This window comes from Archangium sp. Cb G35, from assembly GCF_001896145.1.
Classification (GTDB): domain Bacteria; phylum Myxococcota; class Myxococcia; order Myxococcales; family Myxococcaceae; genus Archangium; species Archangium violaceum.
Genome location: NZ_MPOI01000004.1, coordinates 436,796 through 461,177 on the forward strand (window position 1 = coordinate 436,796; position 24,382 = coordinate 461,177).

The 24,382-nt window shown below is 68.0% G+C and carries 15 protein-coding genes; 9 read left to right on the forward strand and 6 right to left on the reverse strand.

All coding sequences use genetic code 11. From position 1 onward, the window contains the following. Positions 1-26 precede the first annotated feature (26 nt). The 4 genes from BO221_RS15265 to BO221_RS15280 form a co-directional block, all read right to left on the reverse strand. Positions 27-2,222, reverse strand: a complete 2,196-nt coding sequence (locus BO221_RS15265) for a DUF4215 domain-containing protein (protein ID WP_083681055.1) — start codon at positions 2,220-2,222, stop codon at positions 27-29. Positions 2,223-2,483: 261 nt separating this feature from the next. Next, complete coding sequence (locus BO221_RS15270; RefSeq protein ID WP_073561169.1) at positions 2,484-3,182, reverse strand: RluA family pseudouridine synthase; 699 nt, start codon at positions 3,180-3,182, stop codon at positions 2,484-2,486. Next, the gene (locus tag BO221_RS15275) at positions 3,179-4,591 is read right to left on the reverse strand and encodes a pitrilysin family protein (RefSeq protein ID WP_073561170.1); all 1,413 of its coding nucleotides are present in this window, start codon (positions 4,589-4,591) and stop codon (positions 3,179-3,181) included. Before BO221_RS15275 ends, BO221_RS15270 begins: the two co-directional genes overlap by 4 nt. After that, positions 4,592-5,947, reverse strand: coding sequence for a pitrilysin family protein (locus BO221_RS15280; RefSeq protein ID WP_073561171.1), 1,356 nt, complete (start codon positions 5,945-5,947; stop codon positions 4,592-4,594). Positions 5,948-6,088: 141 nt separating this feature from the next. Between BO221_RS15280 and BO221_RS15285 the strand changes: the two genes are divergently transcribed. Together BO221_RS15285 and BO221_RS15290 are read left to right on the forward strand one after the other, a co-directional pair. Then, positions 6,089-7,333, forward strand: coding sequence for a cytochrome P450 (locus BO221_RS15285; protein WP_073561172.1), 1,245 nt, complete (start codon positions 6,089-6,091; stop codon positions 7,331-7,333). 15 nt (positions 7,334-7,348) lie between these two features. Continuing rightward, a complete protein-coding gene (locus tag BO221_RS15290; RefSeq protein ID WP_073561173.1) occupies positions 7,349-9,499 on the forward strand; it encodes a spermidine synthase in 2,151 nt (716 codons plus the stop codon). A gap of 211 nt (positions 9,500-9,710) precedes the next feature. Here the strand turns inward: BO221_RS15290 and BO221_RS15295 are convergent, their stop codons facing one another. Then, on the reverse strand, positions 9,711-11,291 hold the full coding sequence (locus BO221_RS15295; protein ID WP_233166019.1) for an ATP-binding protein: 1,581 nt from the start codon (positions 11,289-11,291) through the stop codon (positions 9,711-9,713). Between the two features lie 172 nt (positions 11,292-11,463). Between BO221_RS15295 and BO221_RS15300 the strand changes: the two genes are divergently transcribed. The 7 genes from BO221_RS15300 to BO221_RS15330 all read left to right on the forward strand — a co-directional run bounded on the left by BO221_RS15300 (position 11,464) and on the right by BO221_RS15330 (position 22,244). Further along, positions 11,464-11,862, forward strand: a complete 399-nt coding sequence (locus tag BO221_RS15300; protein WP_073561175.1) for a BlaI/MecI/CopY family transcriptional regulator — start codon at positions 11,464-11,466, stop codon at positions 11,860-11,862. Next, positions 11,859-13,472: a M56 and MltD domain-containing protein gene (locus BO221_RS15305; RefSeq protein ID WP_073561176.1), complete on the forward strand. Its 1,614-nt coding sequence runs from the start codon at positions 11,859-11,861 to the stop codon at positions 13,470-13,472. Before BO221_RS15300 ends, BO221_RS15305 begins: the two co-directional genes overlap by 4 nt. A 146-nt stretch (positions 13,473-13,618) precedes the next feature. Continuing rightward, the gene (locus tag BO221_RS15310; RefSeq protein WP_073561177.1) at positions 13,619-15,268 is read left to right on the forward strand and encodes an ATP-binding protein; all 1,650 of its coding nucleotides are present in this window, start codon (positions 13,619-13,621) and stop codon (positions 15,266-15,268) included. Positions 15,269-15,311: 43 nt separating this feature from the next. After that, positions 15,312-17,768, forward strand: coding sequence for an LPS-assembly protein LptD (locus BO221_RS15315; RefSeq protein WP_073561178.1), 2,457 nt, complete (start codon positions 15,312-15,314; stop codon positions 17,766-17,768). Between the two features lie 962 nt (positions 17,769-18,730). Continuing rightward, positions 18,731-19,819, forward strand: a complete 1,089-nt coding sequence (locus tag BO221_RS15320; protein WP_073561179.1) for a DNA methyltransferase — start codon at positions 18,731-18,733, stop codon at positions 19,817-19,819. Positions 19,820-19,832: 13 nt separating this feature from the next. Further along, positions 19,833-21,131 (forward strand): DUF262 domain-containing protein, encoded by a 1,299-nt coding sequence (locus BO221_RS15325; RefSeq protein WP_198956122.1) that lies wholly within the window; start codon positions 19,833-19,835, stop codon positions 21,129-21,131. 18 nt (positions 21,132-21,149) lie between these two features. Beyond that, positions 21,150-22,244: an MAE_28990/MAE_18760 family HEPN-like nuclease gene (locus BO221_RS15330; RefSeq protein ID WP_073561180.1), complete on the forward strand. Its 1,095-nt coding sequence runs from the start codon at positions 21,150-21,152 to the stop codon at positions 22,242-22,244. A 3-nt stretch (positions 22,245-22,247) separates the two neighbouring features. Here BO221_RS15330 and BO221_RS15335 read toward each other — a convergent pair whose 3' ends face one another. Next, the gene (locus BO221_RS15335) at positions 22,248-24,380 is read right to left on the reverse strand and encodes an ATP-binding protein (RefSeq protein WP_073561181.1); all 2,133 of its coding nucleotides are present in this window, start codon (positions 24,378-24,380) and stop codon (positions 22,248-22,250) included. Positions 24,381-24,382: the final 2 nt, after the last annotated feature.

Here is a 24,382-nt window from a genome sequence, read left to right on the forward strand (position 1 = left end):
GGCCAGCACTTCTCCGGGACGGTGGCCTACGGCTCGGGAGAGCCGCAGGTTCCCGCCACGCACACCAACGAGGGATCGCAGTCCGGGCTCGCCACGCACCGGGTGCCCGCCGGGCAGTCGAAACCCGCGCCACCGGTCATACCGCTCACCCGGAAGCTGCTGTTGGAGACATTCTCGACGAGGGGCTGGCTGCCGTACGTCCCCTCCAACTCGTTCGTGAGGGTCACGATGCTTCCGGTGGATGTCGCGCTGATTCGCAGCGAATTGCCCACACCATTGATGGCCGTCACGATGGTCTGGGCCACCTGGATGCTCGTGTAGCCAACCGTGAAGTTCACGGGAGTGCGTGAAGAGGTGACCCCCCCCGTCCTGTCGAACTCGAACATCACCGCGGCATTGAGGCCATCGTTGAGGGTGAACGTCTCACCGTCGGCAAGGGATGAGCCATCGATGACGGTGATCTGCCCGGTCGCCTTCGCGAGCTGGGTAACCTGACACGAGGCATTGCAGGTGCCGCAGGCCAGGGTGTTGCCGTCATCACAGACCTCGCTCCCGTTGACGGAGCCATCGCCGCAGTAGGGGCCGGTGAGGCTCAACACGCCGCTGCAGGTTGCGTTACACCGGGCGCAAGAAGCCGTGCCATAGGGACAGGCGGTCTCGGTGACGGTGTTCCCGTCGTCACAGATCTCGCTCCCACTGACGGTGCCATCGCCGCAGTAGAGGCCGGTGAGATTCAGCACGCTGGTGCAGGTCGCGTTGCACCGGGTGCAGGTGGCCGTGCCGTAGGGACAGACGGCCTCGGTGACGGTGTTACCGTCGTCGCATACCTCGCTCCCCTCACGCGTACCATTGCCGCAGACCGATGGCGTCTCGATCTTGCAGTCGGCGCTGCACCCGTCACCGTTCGTGGTGTTGCCGTCGTCGCAATCCTCATGCGAACTGTCCCTGGTGCCGTCACCGCAGACGGGGCCGGTGAGGCGCAGCACGCTGGTGCAGGCCTCGTTGCAGGTGTTGCACCTCGGAATGCCATAGGGACAGGCGGTCTCGGTGACGGTGTTGCCGTCGTCACAGATCTCGCCCCCGCTGAGGGTGCCATCGCCGCAGTAGGGGCCGGTGAGGTTCAGCACGCTGGTGCAGGTCGCGTTGCACAGGGAGCAGGTGGCCGTGCCGTAGGGGCAGGCGCTCTCGGTGACGGTGTTGCCGTCGTCGCACACCTCGCTGACCTCGCGCACACCATTGCCGCAAACGGGCGTCTCGGTCTTGCAGTCGGCGCTGCACCCGTCACCGTTCGTGTTGTTGCCGTCGTCACAGGCCTCGCTCGGCTCGTTCTTTGAGCCGTCACCGCAGTAGGGGCCGGTGAGGCTCAGCGTGGCGGTGCAGGTCGCGTTGCAAGTGGTGCAGGCGGGCTGACCATACGGGCAGGCGGTCTCGGTGACGGTGTTCCCGTCGTCGCAGACTTCACTCGGCTCGTTCTTGGAGCCGTCACCGCAGGAGCGGCCCGTGAGGGAGAGCGTCGCCGAGCAAGCCGCGTTGCAGGCCGTGCAGGTGGCCGAGCCGTAGGGACACTCGGTCTCGGTGATGGTGTTGCCGTCGTCGCAGGCCTCGCCGGAATCGCGCACACCATCGCCGCAACGATTGTCCAGGCGGCAGTCGGCGCTGCACCCGTCACCACTCGTGGTGTTGCCGTCGTCGCACAGCTCTCCGTTCGACGTGTCCAGATAACCATTGCCACACAACTCCAGCGACAAGCAGTCGGCGCTGCATCCATCACCGCTCGTCTTGTTGCCGTCGTCGCAGGCCTCGCCCACCTTCCGGTCCAGGATGCCGTTGCCGCATAGCTCGCTGGACTTGCAGTCGGCGCTGCACCCATCCTGGTCCATCGTGTTTCCGTCGTCACAGACCTCGCCGTTCACCGTGTCCACGATGGCGTTGCCACACCGCTCGTTGGACATGCAGGTGCGGTTGCAGCCATCGCCATCGAGGACGTTGCCGTCGTCGCAGACCTCGCCGGCCTGGAGGGTGCCGTCACCGCAGTCCGTCGTGATGCAGATGTCCTGGTTGCTGGCGCACTTCTGGCCAGCGGGGCAGACCCGCCCCGAGGGACACTTCACGTCCTCGGTTTCGGTCCCAGGACAGGCGGAGAGCAGCGGCAGGGTCAGCAGCGCCAGCACGAGCGTGGCGACATGGCCACGGTGGACTTGAGGGGAAGGAGATCGTCTCATTCGGTGACCTCGGGAACGGAATCCGACGGCCCGAGCACGGCCAGGGAGGCGAGTGATGCGCACGGTTTCCCGCTCGGCCAGGCCGGGGTCGGGCTGGGTTGGGCAAGGCGAGCACCACGCGGGTACGCGATGTTGCTCCGCCGACAGTGTACCCCCTGCGTCGCGCTCCACATCAGGGGTTTCCCTGAGAGCGCACCACGCGAGAGTCGGCACTATGAGGCAGACCCTCACCCCGGCCCTCTCCCAGAGGGAGAGGGAGCTTCAGGGGGCTTTGCGCAGCAGTTCCACGGTCTTCGCCATGTCCTCCGGCAGCGGAGACTCCAGCGCCCTCGCCTCCACTCCCGGCAGCGCCGGCCACTCCAGCCTCGCCGCGTGCAATGGCGTGCGCGCCAGCACCTCCTCCTCCCCTTCCCCTCCCACGTCCTTCGCATTCAACGGCTCGTCCCGCCCGTACTGGTGATCCACCAGCAACGGGTGACCCTCCGATAACAGGTGCACACGGATCTGATGCGTCCGCCCCGTCATCGGCTCGGCCTCCACCAACGAGGCCGCCGTGAAGACCTCCACCGGCCTCACCCGCGTCCTCGAGGCCTTCCCCTCCTCCCCAGGCCTCGCCACCCGCATCCGCCCCTTGCGCGCCGGCACCAGCGCCGCGTCCACCACCCGCGGCGCCTCCACCCTCCCCTCCACCAACGCCAGGTAACGCTTGCGCACCTTCCCGGACTCGAACGCCATCGACAACGTCCGGTGCACCCCGGGCTCCAGCGCGAACACCATCACCCCCGAGGTGTCCCGATCCAACCGGTGCACCACGTACACCTTCCGCTTCAGCTGCTCCTCCAGCACCTCGCGCAGCGACGGGCCTCCGCCCTCACCACGCCCGGGGATGACCAGCATCCCCGCGGGCTTGTCCACCGCGAGCAGCCCCGCGCCCTCGAAGAGAACGCGGACCCCGCTCACTCGTAATCCGAGGCCGGTACCACCGTCACCGGCCCCAGCCCCGTCAGCTGCTTCTTCACTTCCGACGCCTTGCCCACCAGCACGATCAGCGGCGGCTGCGCGAACAGGTACTTCGCCGCCACCTCCACCGTCTGCTTCGGCTTCACCTCCATCAGCCGCTCGCGGAACTTCTCCACCCAGTCGTCCCCGAGCCCGTGCACCCGGATGTCGCTCAGCACCGACGCCACCGACTCGTTCGTCTCCGTCCGCAGCGGGTACAGCCCCGCCAGGTAGCGCTGTGCCTTCTTCAGCTCCGCCGGAGTAATGCCCTTCGCGCGCACCTTCGCCACCTCGGCGAGCGTGACGTCGATCATCTCCCGCGTCTTGTCCGTCTGGGTGAACGTGGAGATGCCGAACACGCCTCCCGCGTTCATCATGTCGAAGTAGCTGTGGATGCCGTACGTCAGGCCGCGCTCCACGCGGATCTCGTTCACCAGCCGCGAGGTGAACCCGCCACCCAGCACGTTGTTCATCGCCGCCGCCGGGAAATAGTCCGGATGGCCCACCCGGAAACCCGGCCCGCCGATGCGCACCTGCGTCTGCGTCTGCTCCGGCTTGTCCACCAGGATGATCCGGCCCGACGTCTTCATGTCGGCCGGCGGCAGCTCCACCGGCGCCTCCGGCCCGCCCTCCCAGCCCGCGAAGGCCTTCTCCGCCTCCCGCGCCACCACCTCCGGGCTCACCGCGCCCACCACCGACAGCAGCGATACCCGGGGCCCCATCCGCTCACGGTGGAAGCGCACCAGATCGTCCCGCGTGAAGGTCCGCACGTGCGCCGCGCTTCCCCCCACGTCGTGCCCGTACGGATGGTCTCCCCACAGCGCCCGCGTGAAGGCCCGGTCCGCCACCACCGACGGATCGTCCAGATCGTTCACGAACCCCGCCAGCGCCCGCTCGCGCGCCAGCTCCAACTCGCGCTCCGGGAACGAGGGCTCGCGCACCATCTGCCCCAGCACGGACAGCATCTCCGCGAAGTGCTCCGCGGGCGTGGCGACGAAGAGCGACAGCACGTCCTCGCTGCTCCCCACCGAGAAGCTCGCGCCCACGAACTCGATCGTCTCGTCGAGCTCGTCCGCGCTCATCTTCGCCGTGCCCCGGCGCATCAACCGCGCCGTGAAGTCCGACAGGCCGTGCTTGTCCGCCGGCTCCACCGAGCTGCCCGCGCGGATGACCAGCCGCACCGCCACCAGCGGCAGCACGCCGCGCTGCGCGGCCAGCACCTTCAGTCCGCTGGACGTGGTGCTCTCGTGCAGCGCGGGCAGCGTGACGGCGGCAGGCGTGGACTCCGCCTTGCGCACCACCTTCTTCACGGCCTTCACGGCCTTCGCCGCCGCCTTCTTCACCGTCTTCTTCGTGGCTCGGGTGGCCATCTACTCGGCGTCCTTTCCGTCAGCGGCTCCGTCCGCGGCTTCGTCCGTGGCTCCACCCGGAGCCGGAATCAGCGTCACCACCGAGCGGCGCTCGGGCGCGAAGTACTTCGCCGCCACCGCCTTCACCTGCTCGTTCGTGGCGGCCGCGTACACCGAGGGCAGCGTCAGCCCGTCCCTCCACGAGCCCAACAGCGCCTCGTAGTGGCCCATGGCGTGCGCCCGCCCGCTGTTCGTCGCCAGCTCCCGCAGGTGATCCGCTCGCAGGTTGTTCTTCGCCTTCTGCAGCTCGCGCTCCGTCAGGCCCTCGGCGGCCACGCGCGCCAGCTCGGCGTACAGGGCCTCCTCCACCTTGCGCGGATCCGAGTCCTGCTTGAGCTCCAGGTAGACGATGATGGCGCCCGGGTCCACCCTCCAGCCCCAGTCCACCATCACCGACACGGCCAGCTGCGTCTCGTAGACGAGCTTCTTCACCAGCCGGCTGCCCTCGCCCTTCGTCAGCGCGTACTGGATGATGTCCAGCACGAGCGTGTCCTCGTCCCGTCCCGCCGGGCCCTGCCAGGCGAGCATCAGCGCCGGGGACTGGGCGGGGTGGCGCACCTCGGCGCGGCGCTCGCCCTTCTGCGCGGGCTCGGCGTTGAGCACGGGCTCGGGCGTGGGGCCCTTGGGGATGTTCCCGTAGTAGCGGCGCACCAGCGCCAGCGTCTTCTTCGGGTCGATGTCCCCGCAGATGTAGAGCACCGCGTTGTTGGGCGCGTAGTACGTGCGGAAGTACTGCTCGCAGTCCTTGCGGGAGATGTTCTCGATGTCCTTCTCCCACCCGATGACCGGCCAGCGGTACGCGTGCGCCTTCCAGATGAGCGTGCCCAGCTCCTCGTCCATGATGCCGGTGATGTCGTTGTCCACGCGGACGCGGCGCTCCTCCATCACCACCTGGCGCTCGCTCTCCAGCGCCTCGTCGTTGATGCGCAGCGAGCGCATCCGGTCCGACTCGAGGTCCAACACCGTCTCCAGCGCGTCCGAGGCGAAGTCCTCGTAGTACACGGTCATGTCCGTGGACGTGTACGCGTTGGAGCGGCCGCCGTTCGACTCGAGCACCTGGTCGAACTTCTTGGGCCCGTACTTCTTGGCCCCGTTGAACATCATGTGCTCGAACAGGTGGCTGATGCCGGTGATGCCAGGGCGCTCGTTGCGGCTGCCCACCTGGAAGAAGGTGTAGAGGCTCACCACGGGCGTGTCGTGGTTGGCCAGGAGACGGACGCGGAGGCCATTGGGCAGCGTGGCCTCCTGGACGTCGAAGAGGGATTGCAGGACGGGATCCGCCTTGCGCACGGCGGAGTTCGCGGGTGCCTTCGGCATAGGTATCCCACCGTATACACGGCTTCCCTCGGGGGGAAGCACGGCTTTCGGCCCCCGAGTGTCCGGCATCCACAAACCGGGGCTCCGGTTGCGTGCCGAGCGCCGCCAGCCATACTCCAGGCCCCCCTGTCCGGAGCATCGATGTCCTCCCTCGCCCCCCAGCTCACCCCCGAGGTCACCCTCGACCCCTACCCCTTCTACGCCTCCCTGCGAGAGGCCGGGCCGATCCAGTTCGTCCCCTCCCTGATGAGGGGGTGTTACGTCCTCACCCGTCACGAGGACATCGCCTCCGTCCTCAAGAATCCGCTCCTGTTCTCCTCGAAGCTGATGGCGCCCGGCGCGATGATGCCCAGGGAAATCGGCGAGGACGTGCTCCGCTTCTTCCAGGTGGAGAACAGCCTCCTCACCTCGGCCCCGCCCCTGCACACGCGCCTGCGCAACCTGGTGGGCCGCGCCTTCACCCCCCGCCGCGTGGCCGAGCTCGAGCCGCGCATCCGGGAGATCTGCGGCGGGCTGCTCGACGCCATGCTCGCCCGGGAGGAGTTCGAGCTGATCGCGGAGCTGGCCACGCCGCTGCCCGTCATCGTCATCGCCGAGATGCTCGGCGTGGAGCCCGAGCGCCGCCTGGACTTCAAGCGCTGGTCGGATGACGTCCTGCGCACCACCTCCATGACGGGTATGGGCCAGGAGCTGGGCCGGCTGAGGGACAGCCTCCTGGAGTTCCATGCGTACCTGGAGGCCGTCGTCGAGAGCCGCCGCCGCGAGCCGCGCCAGGATCTCATCAGCGCCCTCGTCGAGGCGAGCGAGTCCGAGGGCGGCTTCCTCTCCACCCTGGACATCATGGCCTTCACCCGGTTGCTGCTCGTCGCCGGCAACGAGACGACCACCAACCTGATCGGCAACGGCATGGTGGCCCTGTTGCGGCACCCCTCCGAGTGTGAGCGGCTGGCGGCGGACGTCTCGCTCCTCCCCAACGCCATCGAGGAGATGCTGCGCTACGACAGTCCAGCGCAGGCCCTCGTCCGGCTGGTGATGGAGGACACGGAGATCGCCGGCCAGGCCCTTCCCAAGGGCTCGCGCGTCCTGCTGCTGCTGGGGGCCGCCAACCGGGATCCGCGGCGGTTCCCCGAGCCGGACCGGTTCGACGTCACGCGGGAAGCCCAGGGACACAGCTCCTTCGGCCACGGCATCCACTTCTGCATCGGTGCTCCGCTGGCGCGGCTCGAGGCCAGGGTGGTGTTCGAGGAGCTCTTCCGCCGGGTGCGCCGCGTCTCGTTCGCCCCGGGCCAGGAGGGCACCATCCCCTGGAACCAGGCATTCCTCATCCGCGGCCCCAAGAGCCTCCGGATGAAGGCCGAACCGTACCCGGCCGCCCGGACCGCCTGAGCCCGCCGCTCCTCCATGGCCCGCTACGCCTTCACGCTCTTCCTCAGTGCCTTCCTGCTGTTCGGCGTCCAGCCGTTGGCGGGCCGGTACGCGCTGCCCTGGTTCGGCGGCACACCCGCCGTGTGGACGGCGTGCATGCTGTTCTTCCAGGGCGCGCTCCTCGCGGGCTATGCCTACGCGCACGCGAGCGCCACGCGCCTCCCTCCCCGCCGGCAGGTCCAGTTGCACCTGGGCCTGCTCGTGCTCGCGGTGGGGGCGCTCGGGGCGCGCGCGCTGATGATGGGTTCCCCGGTGGCCCCCGGGCCCGAGTGGCGCTCCACCGGCACCGAGGCGCTGCTCACCGGCCGGCTCCTGGCGATGCTGGCCGTCTCGCTCGGGTTCCCCTTCTTCGTGCTGTCCACCACCGCGCCCCTGCTGCAGAGCTGGTTCAGCCGCGCGCGGCCGGGGGTCTCGCCCTACCGGCTCTACGCCCTGTCCAACGCCGGCTCGCTGCTCGCGCTGCTGGGCTACCCCTTCCTCATCGAGCCCGCGCTGTCCCGCTCGGCACAGGGACGGGTGTGGGGCGTGGGCTTCCTGATCTTCGCCGCCGGGTGCGCCGCCTGCGCGTGGGACGTGTGGAAGCGGGCGGAGGCAACCCCTCCCGGGCAGACTCCGGAGCAGGCTCCGGGCGAGACCGGGGACTCGCGGCGGCCGGATCCGTGGCACTCGCTGGCGTGGCTCGGGCTGAGCGCCTGTGCGTCGGTGCTGCTGCTGGCCACCACGAACCAGCTCTCGCGGGACGTGGCGGCCGGGCCCTTCCTCTGGGTGGTGCCCCTGGGCATCTACCTCCTCACCTTCATCCTCACCTTCGAGCGCGAGGCGTTCTACCGCCGGGCGGTGTGGGTGCCCCTGCTCATCGTCTCGGTGGGCGGTGTGTTGCGTGCCTTCTTCGAGGGCCCCCACTGGCCGCTGTCCTTCCAGCTCCTCGCGTACGGCGGCGCGCTGCTGGCCGGCTGCATGGTGTGCCACGGAGAGCTGTACCGCCTGCGCCCAACCCCGCGCCACCTGAGCGCCTTCTACCTCCTGGTGTCCGCGGGCGGTGTCGTCGGCGGAGTGTTCGTCGGGCTGGTGGCGCCGCACGTCTTCAACACGTACAGCGAGTACCCGCTGGCGCTCGCCGCGAGCTGTGTCGTGGCACTGGTTCCCCTGCTATCGCCCTCGCCCCACGAGGGCGTCCTGGGACGGCTGGGGAGAATGGCCCGGGTGTTCCTGCTCGCCTCGGCGGTGATGGGGCTGGGCGTGTCGCTGCTGGACATCCGGCGCGAGGTGCGGGTCACCGTGCGCAACTTCTTCGGTGTGGTGCAGGTGCTGGAGCTCGGCGCGGGAGACCCGGAGCGGCACCTGTTCTCGCTCAAGCACGGCACCACGACGCACGGATTCCAGCTCGCCGAGTCCTCGCGCCGCAGCAGGCCCACGGCCTACTTCACCGCGGACAGCGGATTGGGACTGGCCATCGCCGAGCAACGACGGCTGCACGAGGCCTCGGGGTCACCGGCCCTGAGAATCGGCGTGCTGGGCCTGGGCGTGGGCACGAGCGCCGCGCTCGCCCAGGCCGCCGACTCGGTGCGCTTCTATGAGATCAACCCGGCTGTCATCTCGCTCGCCCAGGGCGAGGGCGGCTACTTCAGCTACCTGCGCGACACGCCCGCCCGCGTGGAGGTGGTGCGGGGCGACGCCCGTATCTCCCTGGAGCAGGAGCTGGAGCGCGGCGAGGCTCGGGGCTTCGACGTGCTCGCTCTGGATGTCTTCAGCTCGGACGCCATTCCCATGCACCTGCTCACGCGCGAGGCCGTGGCGCTCTACCGCGCGCATCTGGCTCCCCGGGGCGTGCTGGCGCTGCACATCAGCAGCTCACACCTGGATCTGCTGCCCGTCACGCTCGCGCATGCCCGGGACTCCGGCATGCACGCGACGCTCGTCATCAACAAGAGCCAGGGAGACAGGCTGCGCAGCGCGTGGGTGATACTCGCTCCGGACGCGGGCTTCTCCCAGGGCCCCACCTTCACCGGCTCGGCCGCCCGCGTGTACCGCCTGGAGGCCCGGGACGAGGCGCCGCTCATCCTCTGGACCGACGAGCACCACAGCGTGCTGTCCGTGCTCCGCCGCGAGCCTCGTGAGCGGGAGTGACCCATATCCCCTCTCCCCTCGGGAGAGGGACGGGGTGAGGGTATCCGGGCCCGTTTTCCAACCCGTGGACCACGGTGTGGACACGGGTTCAACCCGGGATGCGTGGCACCCTCACCCCGTCCCTCTCCCGGAGGGCGAGGGGAAATGGGCGCAGTGGCAGCGCATTGTCCGGGGGCACGCCTTCGCGGACCTACTGGTCAGGTGACGACCCTCACCCCCCGCCCTCTCCCAGAGGGAGAGGGAGCACCGGCAGGAAGACCTGGAACGTCGTCCCCTTTCCCGGCTCGCTCTGGACCGCGATGCGCCCGCCCAGCTCCGTGATGATGCCGTGGCAGATGGACAGGCCCAGCCCCGTGCCCACTCCCTCCGGCTTCGTGGTGAAGAAGGCATGGAACAGCTTGCCCAGGTTCTCCTCCGGAATCCCCACTCCCGTGTCCCTCACCGCCACCACCACCTGCCCCTCCTCGTACCTCGTGGACACGTGGATCTCGTTCCCCCCGGCGTCCCCGTGCGGAATCGCCTGCGCGGCGTTGATGAGCAGGTTGAGGAAGAGCTGCCCCAACCGTGACTCGTTGGCCTGCACCGGTGGCACTCCGCCGTAGTCCTTCACCAGCCTCGCGCGGTGGCGGATCTCGCTCCACGCCATGTTCCCGCACAGGTCCAGCACCGCCTGGATGTCCACCGGCCCCCGCCGCTCGTCGCCTCCCCGCGAGAACGTCTTCAGATCCTTCACGATGTCCACCACGCGCTGGCCGCCGGACAGCGCCTCCTTCAGCGCCTCCCGCACCTCCTGCCCCCGCGCCCCCTCGAGCCCCTCGCCCGAGCCCGCCATCGCCGACAGCTCGTCCTCCATGAAGTTCAAGTTGCTCAGCGTGTATGACAGCGGGTTGTTGATCTCATGCGCCACGCCCGCCGCCAGCGTCCCCAACGACGCCATGCGCTCGGCGGCCATCAGCTTCTCCTGCACCTGCCGGCGCTCCGTGATGTCGCGCGCGATGGACACCGTGGCCGGCTGCCCATCGAACCGCAGCGGAATCGTCACCACCTCGCCCAGCACCCGCCGGCCCTCGTGGTGCCGGAAGAGCACCTCGTGGGGTGCGCTGACGGGGGACGGCTCGATGAGCCCGGCCTCGCTCCCGGGTTGCACCAGCTCCGCGATGGGCCGGCCCCGCAGCGACGTCCCGCCTGCATGGCCCAGCAGGCCCGCGGCCGCGGAATTGGCGAAGACCACCGTGCCCTCCCGGTGGATGAAGATCGCCTCCGGACTGCGCTCGATGAGGGTGCGGAAGCTCTCCGCCGAGCGCCGTTGCTCCTCCTCCGCCTGGCGCCGCCGCCGCTCGCCCCGCACGCCGTGGAGGATGGCGCAGCACGTGGCCAGCAAGGGCCGCAGGAAGGTGATGACTCCCTCGTCGTAGCCCTCCGGACGGTTGGCGATCCCCACCACCCCCACCAGCTCCGTGGCCGAGCGCAGGGGCAACCCCAGGAAGCCACGCGACACCACCGGCTCCCCGCTCTTCATCACCGCCTCGAAGAGCGTCTCGAGGTGGGAGGGCTCGATGTAGGTGCGCGCGAGGGTACGCAGCAAGGGCGTGCCCTCGGACGTGCTCAGCACCTCGCCGATGAAGCCGTCCCCGCTGCCCGTCAGCTTCAACAGCACCGGCAGCAGCTTGCCGAAGAGCTGGGGCACCTCGCCCCCCTGGATGAACTCCGTCTGCACCTCCGTGAGCGCCTGCAGCAGCAGATGGCTCCCGGCATTCCAGGGGGAGTGGGACCACTCCATCCATCCGCTCATGTGCTCCCGCTTTTCCCGGCTTCCCTGAATCTGATGGCGGATGTCATGCATCGGGTACTCCCCCTCCCTCCTCATATTGGCGGTGGGGGAACATTCTGGATCTGAACAACTAAAACCTTAGTTGCGAACCAACTAAGGCTTTAGTAGCTTGTGCTCCGGGAGGTGACGGAGCGTGTCCAAACCGCCGCAACACGAGGAGTCCAAGCCGCTCACGCCGGTGGAGCTGGAGCTGATGCACATCGTCTGGCGCAAGGGCGAGGTGGCCGTGACGGATGTGCTGGAGGCGCTGCCGCCGGAGCGCAAGCTGGCCTACACGTCGGTGTCCACGGTGCTGCGCATCCTGGAGCAGAAGGGAGTGCTCCAGAGCCGGAAGGTGGGCCGGGGGCACCTGTACTCGGCGCTGCTGCCGCGCGAGGCCTATGAGGTCCAGAGCGTGCGCCACCTGGTGGAGACGGTGTTCGACGGCACGCCCTCGGCGCTGGTGGAGCGGTTGGTGGAGGCCGTGCCGCTCTCGCCCGAGGAGGTGGAGCAGCTGCGTGCCCTGTTGAGCAAGAAGGGGTCGAAATCATGAGCACCGCCCTGCGGGCACTGGCCACCGGCTACGTGAGCGTGGCCGTCCTCCTCACGGTGGGCTTCGTGCTGCTGCGCGCCGCCCTGGCGCTCATGGGGCGGTGGGGACTGCCCCTGTCGGCGCGGCAGACGCTGAGGGCCGGGCGGGCCACGCTGGCCCTGGCGCTCCTGCTTCCTCCCGTGTGCATGGCCGTGCGAGGCCTGGTGCCCACCGGTCCGCTCTTCACCTTCGAGCGCTCCGTGGTCCGGCTCACCACGCGGCTGCCCGAGCCGGCCTGGAGCCCGCGTCCTGCCGCCCCCGCCCCCCGGAGCCCCGGCACGCCCGCGTCCTTCCCCGTGGGCACGGCCCTGGCGCTGTTGCTCGGCACGGCCTCGGCGGTGCACTGCGCGCGGCAGCTCCGGCAGCACGTGCGGCTGATCCGCCGGCTCAAGTCCCAACCCCGCCTGCGCCAGGTGGGCCGCGTGGCCGTGGTGCTCCGCGACACCGAGGGCACCGCCTTCTCCACCTGGTTTCCCCGGCGCGCGCCCCACCCCAGCGCCTGGGTGGCCGTGCCCGCGAGCCTCCTGGAGGACGCCCAGGGCCTGCGTCTGACGGTGCTGCACGAGCTCCAGCATCACCGCCAGCGAGACACCGTGCTCGCCTACGTGCGCCTGGCGCTCGGCGCCCTCTTCTTCTGGAACCCCGTGGTGCGCGCCTTCGAGCGGTGGCTCGCCACCTGCCAGGAGCTCGCCTGCGACGAGGCGCTCGTCCGCGGCGGCAAGGCCTGCCCGCATGACTACGCCCGGTGCCTGCTCGAGGCCGCGCTGCGCGCCACCCACGCCCCACCCCTTCCCGCCGGAGTCACCGGCATGGCCCATCCCACGAAACGGAGGATCGAAATGCTGTTCCAGCCGCGTCCCAGCCGTCCCCACCGCACCGCCGGGCTCGTCGCCGCCGTCGCCCTCACCCTCGTCCCGCTCGCCCTCTGGGCCCAGAGCGCCACGCGCGGCCGCGCGGTGACGCTCGCCGAGGCCCAGGCGCTCGCCCAATCCTCCCAGCGCGAGGGAGACATCCCGGTGGTGGTGGACGAGCAGGTGGTGGAGAAGCTCAACCACCTGGTGACCACGCCCAAGGGCCGCGCCTTCATGAGGAAGGCCCTGGACAACCTGGGCACCCACCGCGAGGCGCTCACCCGCACGCTGCATGCCCGCAAGCTTCCCGAGGGCCTGCTGGCCGTGGCGATGATCGAATCCGCGGTGACCAACATGCCGGAGGCCTCGAACCTGCCGTCGCTGGCGCCGGGGATGCGGGGCGCGGGGGTGTGGATGTTCATCCCCTCCACGGCGCGCCAGTACGGCCTGCGGGTGGACGCGGAGGTGGACGAGCGGCTGGACGTGGCGCGCGAGACGGAGGCCGCCGCGGCCCTCTTCTCCGCGCTGCACGGCCGGTACAAGGATTGGCGCCTGGCGCTCGCGGCCTACAACCAGGGCGAGAAGAAGGTGGACCGGGTGCTGAGCGAGACGGGCGTGCGCGACGCGAGCGAGCTGGCCCGCGCCGGCCACCTCAACGATTACGTCAGCACCGTGCAGGCCGGGATCCTCATCCTGCGCAACCTGCACCTGCTCGACTGAGCCCGTGTCCGGGCGGACGCTCCGGAGGGAGCCCGGCGTTGATACTCCGGGCTCAAAGCGTCTCACTCACGGTGGGTGCCTGCGAGCACGGGGGCATTCACCGGGGCCCCGGGTCCCGTCCTAGAATGGGCGCGTTGAGCCCCCTCATGGACAGCGTGCCCTCCTCCCCCATGTCGAACACCTCCCGTGGTCAGTCGTCCGATGCCCTCGACGAGCTGCTGCGCCACTTCCAGGCCACCTTCGAACAGGCGGCCGTGGGCCTCGCGCACGTGGGCATCCAGGGCCAGTGGCTGCGCGTCAACTCGCGGCTGTGCGACATCGTCGGCTACCCGCATCAGGAGATGATGGGGCTGACGTTCCAGGCCATCACCCACCCGGATGACCTGGCAGCGGATTTGAAGCAGGTCCAGGAGGTGCTCGCCGGCGAGCGCTCCACCTACTCGATGGAGAAGCGCTACTTCCGCAAGTCCGGGGAGCTCATCTGGATCAACCTCACGGTGTCCCTGGTGCGCAAGCCCGATGGCACCCCGGACTACTTCATCGCCGTCATCGAGGACATCTCCCGGCGGCGCCGCGCCGAGCTGGAGCGGGACGCGCTGCTCGCGCGCGAGCACCAGGCCCGCACGGAGGCCGAGGAGCAGGCGCGCCGCCGCTCCGCCGAGTTGGATCTGACGCGCAACGCCCTCATCCAGGCCGAGCGGCTGGCCACGGCGGGCCAGCTCGCGGCGGGCGTCGGGCACGAGATCAACAACCCCCTCTCCTATGTGCTGGCCAACGTGTCGTTCGCGCTGGAGGAGCTCGCGGAGCGGGAGCTGGACGAGACGATGAAGGAGGTACAGGACGCGCTGCAGCAGGCCCACAAGGGCGCCGAGCGTATCCGGGGCATCGTCCGGGATCTGCGCACGTTCGCCAGCAGCAAGTTCGACTCGCTGGGGACGGTGGACGTGCGAGAGGCGCTGGAGTTCGCCGTCTCCATGTCGGAGCACCAGTTGCGGCTGCGCGCCCAGCTCCTGCGCGACTACACGCCGGTGCCCGCCGTGGTGGGCAACGAGTCGCGCCTGGGCCAGGTGTTCCTCAACCTGCTGCTCAACGCCACTCAGGCGCTCCCCGAGGGGGCGGTATCGAGCAACCAGGTGACGCTCACCATCCGGCCCCACCAGGAGGCGTGGGTGGCCATCGAGGTGCGCGACACGGGGTGCGGCATTCCCACGGAGAACCTCGCCCGCCTCTTCGAGCCCTTCTTCACCACGAAGCCCATTGGCGAGGGGACGGGGCTGGGGCTCTCGGTGTGCCACGGCATCGTCACCAGCATGGGAGGCCAGCTCCAGGTGGAGAGCTCGCCGGGCCGGGGGAGCACGTTCCGCGTGCTGCTTCCGGTGGCGGGCAGGGCGGTGGCCGCCGAGCCCTCCGGAGAGGGGCACGTGCGGCGCCCCGGAGAGCCAGGGGCCCGCCGCGTGCTGATGATCGACGACGAGCCCGAGGTCCTCGAGGCGCTCGCCCGGACCATCGGCCCGTCGCACACCATCGAGCGGGCCACCAGCGGCAAGCGCGCCCTGGAGCTGCTGGCGCACGACACGGGTTATGACGTCATCTTCTGCGATCTCATGATGCCGGAGCTCACGGGCATGGATCTGCACGATGTGATCGCCTCGAAGTACCCGGAGCTGCTCGAGCGCATGGTCTTCATGACGGCGGGCGGATTCACGCCACGTGCCATCGCGTTCGTGGATCAGCACGCCCCGAGGTGCATCGAGAAGCCCTTCAGCCCGGAAACAGTGCGCGCCTGCCTGCGATAGTCCATTGCCGAAGGACCGGCGTTGATCTTGAGTGCCCGGTTCAATGGTTGGCCTGCTCCTCACCCTCGCCCTCACCACCACCGCCGGGCAGCTCCCGGTACCCACCTCGCCCGGGGAGCTCCTGGGAGAAACGGTGGAACTCACGGGGGACGTGCGCGTCGAGACCGAACCCGGCGTCCTCGTCGTCGCCCGGAAGAACGCGGTGCTGCGCTCGGGAACGTCGGTCCTCCGCGCGGATGAGATCTCCTACAACCACACCACGCAGGTGGCGGAGGCCCGTGGGAACGTACTGCTGGTGATGCGCGGCCTGGTGGGCTTCGCCGAGCACCTCACCCTGGATCGCCAGAGGCGCACCCTGACGGCCGAGAACGCCAACGGCGAGGGCGCCGCCTTCGTCCAGAAGGAGAACGTCAGCCCGGAGGCGCTCGCCGGCATGGAGACCGCCGAGCAACTGGCGAAGGCGGGCAAGAACGCCTTCTCCTTCTCCACCCGGGGCCTGCACATCCGGGAGGATGGCGCGTACGAGCTGGAGGGTTCGTCCTTCACGCCCTGTGACTGCGACGTGCTCACGCCAACCTGGCGCATCTCCACGAGCAGCGCGAAGTTGACGCCCGACGAGAGCGCCTCCCTCACCCTGCCCGCGGTGTACGTGTACGGCGTGCCCGTGCTCCTGCTGCCGTGGGTCTACCTGCCCCTGTCACAGCGCGCGAGCGGCCTGCTCATGCCCGAGGTGACGGGCTCGGGCCTGAGCGGATTCCAGCTGGACCAGCCGCTCTTCCTCACGCTGGGGCGGAGCTACGATCTCACGCTCTCCCCGGGGTACGCGTTCGGCACCGAGCCGTTGGAGCCCACCCAGGGCTCGCTCGGCGTGAAGGGCCCGCGCCTGTCCACCGAGTTCCGGTACGCGCCCCTCGCCGGCCCCGAGGGCAATCCCGCGATGGAGGGCCGGCTGTGGACGCAACTCATCTACGACCTGAAGCCCGAGCGGGATCCGCTCAACTACAACGTGCTCGCGCCCGGCGCGCCGACGCGGGGACTGCGCGGCTGGGGCCTGCTGGAGCACCGGCAGAAACTGGGCAACGGCTTCTTCGCGCGGGCGGACATGAAGCTCTTCTCGGACGGCTTCCTCTTCGCGGACACCACGACCAACTCCGCGTTCGCCCGCTCGTTCTATTACGTCCCCTCCACGGCCACGGTGTACCACCGGGGCACGGATGATTACGCGGGGCTCGCCCTCGCCTACCGCCAGGACATCCGCTGGGGCTACTCCCTGTTTGGCGCCGGTGACGTCCCGCGCCCGACCGTCTTCCAGGAGCTGCCCACGCTGCGGTACGCGCTGCCCACGAGGCCGCTGCTCGGCCCGCTCAACGGTGGCGTGGAGGTGGAGCTGTCCCGGCTCTCACCGCTCGACCAGCTGTTGGGAGACGAGGGCACGGATGGCATCTACTGGCCGCTGCTGCCGGATGCGGATGGCACCCAGGGCAATGGCCGTTTCGATCCGGGCGAGCGTCAGGCCCGCACGCGCCTGGACGTGATGCCACGCGTGAACGCCACCTTCGACCTGGGCGGTGTGCTGCGGCTCACCCCGTACCTGGCGGTGCGCGAGAGCCTCTACCTCTACGAGGTCACCCGGGAGACGAGCCACCGGGGCTACGGGATGGTGGGCGCGTACATGGACACGGAGCTGTCGCGGGTGTTCGGAGAGGGAGCCAACGCGCTCCGCCACAGCATCCTGCCCTCGGTGGAGGTGCGCGCGGTGCCCCATGTCTTCGGCCAGGGCTCGCCCCAGATCTATGACGAGGTGGACGCCGCCGTGCCCGAGAACGGGTTCTTCCAGGGACAGGTGGCGCTGCGCCAGAAGCTGCTCGCCCGAGCCGGGCCCACGGGGACGCGCGAGCTGGCACGGTTGGACGTGGTGCAGGGCGTGGACTTCCTGGAGCGGCGGTTGGGCGAGACGTCCGGGCGCATCCTGGCGGTGCTGGGTCCGGTGACGGCGGAGGCCCGGGGCCGGCTGGATCTCTTCACCCCCGAGACGGAGGAGCGGCTGACCCAGCTGTCGGCGAGGATCGGCTGGAGCATCATCCGGGACAGGTTGAGCGTGAGCGCAGGGTACGAGCGGGCCCTGGCGAGCTCGGAGCAGGTGCGCCGGCCCATCGACATGCTGCTGCCTCCTCCCCTCGCGCCCCAGGTCCCGGACCCTGGAACGGCGGTGTCCTGCTCGAGCGATGCCGCGTTCGTCAACAAGTCCATCGACCGCGTGCTGCTGGGCGCCGAGACGCGCCTCCCGTTCGGCTTGAACCTCGGCTACGCGGCCGAGGTGCAACGCAAGGATCCGGCGCGCTGCGATGTGGCCGAGCTGTTCTCCCAGACGCTGAACGTCTCCTTCAGCCCCTCGTGCGACTGCTGGCGGCTCAACGCCTGGACGCGGGTGGGGCCCGGGACGACCTTCGACGGGGGCCTGAGCGTGACGATCCTGAACCTGGGCACCTTCGGGCGCTGAGCCCGGGGGCCGAACTAAGAATTCGTTTCACAACCCCCGTGCGGAGGCACGATCCCGGCGGAGCGAGGCTCTCTGCTCGGGGTTGTGAAGCGAACTCTAAGTAGGTAGCCAAAGGTTCCTTTACAAACAGGGACGAAGCCAGAAACGGCGGGAGAGAACTCCTTCCTTGCTTAAGCCTGCTGAGGAGACAGGCCTACACCGCGCCCTCGGGCAACCGTCTCAGCCTACGGACAAGCGCTCCTTTTTTGGGACAGGTGGGGCGCATTCTCCGAGAAGACGTAGCGCGGACGCTTCCAGCGCAGGCCCATGGCCTTCGTGCGGCGGCGCAGGGGGTGGGGACTGAGGGGGCAGCCGTAGCGCAGTTCCAAGTACCCGGCCCGCGGCGCTCGCGTTCGGCGTTGTGCCGCAGAAGACATTGCCGTACCTTGGCAACCATTGGAAGCGGACCCCATCCGAGCCCCGGAACGCCCACTGGATGAGCGACGAGATACTCGCAGTTCAAGAAGGTCGCGGCCTTGCTCAAGGTCGCGGACAGGACCGTGTGCACGATGGCGCAGCGGGGGAGTTGCCAGAGTTTAAGGTGCGGGGGCAGTGGCGCCTCCGGCGCGCGGACCTCGACACTTGGATCGCCGCGCAGACCCGCAGCAATTCCGGCCAGGGGGGCAGGATGACTGACGCTTCGAACCGCGCCGCCGCCGTCGCGCCGCAGGGACTTGAACGTCGATGAACGCCAAGAAACTCCGTGAAGTCCTGCTCGCTCTCGTCCCTACCGATGGTGCCACCATCGGCAACGCTCGCATGTGGCCCGCGATTTCGTTCGCGTCAGCCGAGGAAACGCGAAGCCTGCACCGGCGCCCGGCGCGGTAGGAGCTATCTCCAGTGGCTTGCATCGTCACCTTCGAGGCCCGCGTGTCCCTGCGTGCGCGGTCGTCTGCGCTTTGCCCGTGGACTGGAGCCATCCCATGAGCGTCGATGCACTGAACGCGGTGTGCCCGTACTACACGATGTACCCACTCGACTTCCCGCTGGCGGTGCTCAAGCGACACGGCAAGCCCGGTGAGTGGGTCATTGATCCATTCTGCGGGCGCGGCACGACGAACTTCGCGGCGCGGCTTCTCGGCATGCCCTCCGTTGGCGTCGACAGCAGCCCCGTCGCAGCCGCTCTCGCCAAGGCCAAGCTCGTGTACGCGAGTCCTGGGCACGTCGTCGCGAGCGCCCGAGCGATCCTCAATGCTGCGAAGGAGCCCGCCGACGTGCCGAGCGGTCGCTTCTGGAAGCTTGCCTATCACCGGAAGACGTTGGTCGAGCTGTGCCACCTGCGAGAGGAGCTGCTCAAAGACTGCACGTCGCCGACGCGCGTGCTGCTGCGTGCGATCGTGCTGGGCGCCCTGCACGGCCCGCGTCCGAAGGGCAAGCCGTCCTACTTCTCGAACCAGTCACCGAGGACGTTCGCGCCCAAGCCGAACTACGCCGTGAAGTTCTGGACGGAGCGCAACCTGCGTCCGGACGCGGTCGACGTTCTCTCCATCATCAAGGCTCGCGCGGAACGCTACCTGGCCGAGCCCCCGCCGGACGTCGAAGGGATGGTTCAGCTCGCCGACAGCCGCGATGCCGACACATTCAGCAACGTGCCCAAGGCGAGCTGGGTTGTGACCTCACCGCCGTACTACGGCATGCGCACGTATTTGCCAGACCAGTGGCTGCGACTCTGGTTCCTCGGTGGTCCCGACTACGTCGAGTACCGCCAGCCCGAAGCCCAGCTCGAACACACTGGAGCTATGCACTTCTCTGCCGAAATGGCTCGCGTTTGGACGAACGTGGCCAAGCGGGCGGCATCGGACGCTCGCCTCATCATCCGCTTCGGCGGCATCCACGACCGTGACGCAGAGCCGATGGACGTCTTGCGGAACTCCTTGGCCGATACCGGCTGGGTCATGAAGACCGCGCGTCGCGTGCCCGACGCGGACACCGGACGACGTCAGGTTCGTCAGTTCCAAGCAGCACCCAAGAAGAGCATCGCCGAGTACGATGCCTACTGCCGCCTCGCGTGAGAGGAGCTACCGAGTGACGAAGGGCAAGAAACAGCCGCAGGCGAGCGCGAAGACGCAGTCACCCGGGAGCCAGCTTCTCAAGCACGAGAAGGTCTCCTTCGAGGACAGCGCGACCAAGCCGAAGGCGACTGACGAGGAGCTGAACAGCCGCTACGCGAAGGGCGACATCCGCATCGTCACCGAGTCGGCGCGCTACTCGCTCGCTGGCATCCTCAAGATGCTGCAAGAGACCGTCGAGGGAGAGGACGGCAAGAAGGAACTCCGGTACAAGCTCGACCCCGAGTACCAGCGTCGACATCGGTGGAGTGACGAGCGGAAGTCGCGGCTCATCGAATCGTTCCTGATGAACGTGCCGGTACCACCAGTATTCCTCTACGAACGGGACCTGGCGCGGTTCGAAGTGATGGACGGGCGCCAGCGTCTCACAGCGCTCAGCGATTTCTACTCGGACAAGTTCCCGCTGAAGGGATTGCAGTACTGGTCGGATCTCGATGGTCGAACGTACTCTCAGCTACCCTCGAAGGTCCGCGACGGCATCGACCGCCGCTACATCTCGTCGATCATCCTTTTGAAGGAGACGGCGGCCAGCGAAGAGCAGGCCGCGATGCTCAAAAAGATGGTCTTCGAGCGGCTCAACTCGGGAGGCGTGAAGCTCGGCAGCCAGGAGACGCGCAACGCCGTCTACAACGGCCCTCTCAACAAGCTGTGCCTCGAGCTGTCGGAGAACGAGACCTTCCGCCGGATGTGGGGCATCCCGCTGGACCCAGCGCCCGAGCAGAACGACGACGAGGAGGCAGAGGAGACGGCCGACGAGTCCACGAATGCGGGCAAGCGCATGTTCGAGAAGATGGAGGACGTCGAGCTGGTGCTCCGCTTCTACGCCTATCGGCAGATCGACTTGTTCAAGGCCGGCCTGAACAAGATCTCCGAATTCCTCGACCGCTTCATCATTGAGGGGAACCGCTTCCCCGAGTCCCTGCTTACTGAGTACCGCTCGATGTTCGAGGCGACCGTGGCGTTTCTTTGGGACGCTCTTGAGGCCGAATCTTTCTGCGTGATCGGTACTTTGAAGCGTCCCACGAAGATCGTCTACGACCCGATGATGTACGTGGCGAACAGCCCCGGTGTGATCCCGCACCGAGCGAAGCTCATCGCGCGAAAGGACCTCCTGCGCAGCGAGCTGGCAGCCATGTACAAGCAGCATCAGGCGCTCTTCTCCGGGCGCCGGACGAACTTTGCCGATACGCAAGCCAGAAACCTCCGCGTGAGCGAGGCCTTCGCCGCAGCGATCGCCAAGACCAAGAAGTCCTGAGCGCGACGGAGACTGCCTGTGCGTTCCACGTTTGATGAGCTTACGAAGGAACTGGAGGAGTTGAGAGCGCTTGTAGCGTCGATTGCGCCCGTCAACTCGGCGCTCAAAGAGCACAAGGACTCCCTCGTGCGACAGTATGTGATGATCCGCCGCCGGTTCGACTACGCGGCGTTCGTCGTCGCCCTCTATGCGTCGTTCGAGAAGTTCGTCGAGAACCTCGTCGCTGCCTATGCGCGGCTCGTTGCGCGCCGTGTTCAGTACGCCGACCTTCCGCCGAAGCTCGTGAAGAAGCACTTGTCGCGGACGGCCGACATTCTCGCGCGAGGACGACTTGGGGAAGGCAGGTACGCGGGGCTCCGTGAGATCGACGTCGTGAAGAACCTCTTCGAGTGCCTCAACGGCGTGACGCCGTACACCCTCAACGATGTGGCTGTCGTCGCTCACGACTTGAATCTTCGCCCAGGCCAGATCGACGAACTCTTCGCGGCGGTCGGCATCGAGAAGGTCTGCGAGCGTGTTCGTCGAGCCGATGCCTTGTTGGAGTGGTACTGCGCGTCGAAGGGACTCGCGCAGGCACCGCAAGACGGCGTGCCTTCGGCGACGATCGAGCAGCGCATCGAAGACATCGTCGAGCGCCGAAATCAAGTTGCGCACCGAGGCGGCAACCCGGTCGATCTGCTCGGACCCGATGAGATGTCGGACACAATGGGATTCATCGTGGCGTTCTCGAAATCCGTCTTCACGATGGCGGTGGCAAAGTACCTCGAAGACCATCACGCTGGACCGGGTCAAGGCATCGCACTTCAGCAGACCCGTGAAGGGCCCTACCGAAACGACACGATCGTGGTCGTCGAGAAGCCTGCCCGAAGGCTCTTCGTCGGCCAGCCCGTGTTCGTCATCGTCGACGCCGTAGGGGCGCGATGGGGTCGTATCCAGAGCCTCAAGATCGACGATGCGCTTGTCGCGGCCGTCACGCCGGGCGACGTCGCTCCAAACGGCATCGGCATCGGCTTGGACTTCAGGTGCCCGAAGGGCGCCGAACTCGTCGCTCTTGATGCCGATGACGACATCGTGTGGGCCCCAGCGACGGTGACCGATGCGCCCGCAGCGTGAGAATCAGCAGCGCACTATGAAGCGCACGGAGCGCCCAGAGTGGCTCGTGCGCTGCTCAGTCTTCCAGACCTTATCCTGCGGGCCACCGACGATCTTCGTCACAATCTCCGCGATCAGCCGGTTCACTCGGTTGTTGTCCTGTTGGAGGCTTGCGGGCAGGACGGCTTTGACTTTCCGCATCAGCACGCCCCAGGGGATGCCGCTGCCTTGGAGGATCTGCTTCGTGACCTCCGTGTCGTGCACCACTGCGTCGACGGCCTTCTCGACGTCGGAGCGAAGCGCGTCTGGAGGCGTCTCCGCGATGTTCGGGGCTTCCTCGTCATCGACAGGCGGCGGTGAATCGCTGGCGGGCGACTTCGTGAGCGCTGGTGCAGCCGTCGCCACGGTAGCGGCGGGCCCGCTGTTGCGCAGCGTTGTCGCGTAGTTCTGGACAGCCGGCAGCGAGTAACTGGGGTCGCGGGTCTTGTGCATCTTCTCGAAAGAGAGGATGCGAAGTGGCACCGGGTAGGCGTTGCCCTTCACGCTGCTCCAGAACACGCCCTGACCAACGAGCGGCTCGTTCAGCAGGCTGCTCAGCAGGTCGTCGCTGAAGTGAGCGTTCGCGCGACGCACGTTCTGCAGGTCGCTCGCGGAGAGCAGGTGGAAGATGAACCAGTTGTCGCCCTGGCTCAGGATCTCGACGGGAATGCTTCCTGGCTGTTGCGTAATGAGGACCGCGCCTAGGTCATACTTGCGGCCTTCCTTTACCCACTCGATGTAGGGCGTGGCCGCCGAGGCCTTCTCATTCAGAACGCTCTGCGCCTCTTCGACGACAGCGATGGTTGGAATGCTCGCCGAGTCCGCGCGCGTGAACTGCTCCTGGTTCCAGTCGAAGATACGGCGCAGGATGAGGCCCGACAGAATCATTGATGCGCCGCCGCGAAGCTGCGACACGTCGACAATGCAGAGCTTCCCATCGCGCAGGGCTTGGATGAGGAGGTCGAGCAGCCGACTCGCAGGGTCGTGAAGCTGCGAGACGATCTTCGTCATGTTGCCGCGAGCAGCGAGCGCTTCGGCATCTTGCCCATCAGCGAGACCGAGCAGTGCCTTGAGCTCATCGAGGTCGGCGCCGTTGCGGTCCGACCAGATGAGATTGACGAGTTGCTCCCAACGGCTCGAGTCGAGACCACGCAGCTTGCTGACGTTCTGCTGGTCTTGGCGCTCAGGCGGCAGGGCGATCGAAATCACGTCCGCAGGGCGCAGGCGACGAATGTCGAGCTTGATCGTTCCAGCAACAAACGATTGGTAGAACGGGCTCGGCGCAGGACGCGAAGTGAAGACGACGACTTGGCTCTCAAGAGCTGGCACGTCGCAGAGACCGGGCCGTCCCTTGTCGTCTGGCCAGAAGTACTCGCCGTCGGGATCGAAGATCATCGTCCCTACCGGGACCTTCTTCCCGCCTCGCTTCTCGACGGTTGGCGTCGTGGAGTAGAGCGCGCTGAAGAGCAGCTTGTTCAGGTTCGACTTGCCGAAGCCCGCGCGCGCGAAGACGAAGGAGCGGCGAGAAACCAGGTTGGCAATGTCAAACTTCACCGTGATGGCGGGCTCGCGAAGCTGCATCCATTGCTCGGCGTTGAGTCGCTGATCGCCCTTCGCGAAGATGTACTCGCCCAAGGCGAAGAACCCGAGCTCAGCGCCAAGCTGGTTGTGGCCTGCGATCTCACGAAGAACCGCTCCCGAAGGGAAAGCGACGGGACTGCCCACGTGCGGCAGGCGCCGGTGGGACGGCACGAACACCAGCGACCTGCTGTTCTTGCGGAGGACGCCAAGAACCCGGATGTTCACGCGGTACTTCAGGTAGTCCTCCCGCAGCCCTTCGGGGACGGCGCGGCCCTCGCGCACGGCGCGGATGTTGAAGTCCTCGCCGGAAGGACCACTCAGGCGCCCTTCGGACGACAGCGACGTGATGCGACCGAGTACGGCCTCGTCGGGCGTCTCGAGTTGCACGAGCAAGAACTGGCCGTGCATTGGCGTGTTGTGGAAGTCCGTTCGGTAGGGAAGCGCGAGGTCGGCGTGGAACTCCATGCCGCCCTCACGGAACCCACGGAAGACGCCGACGACCTGCTCGGCAGGAAAGAGGTTGAGGGGGTCCGCCATGG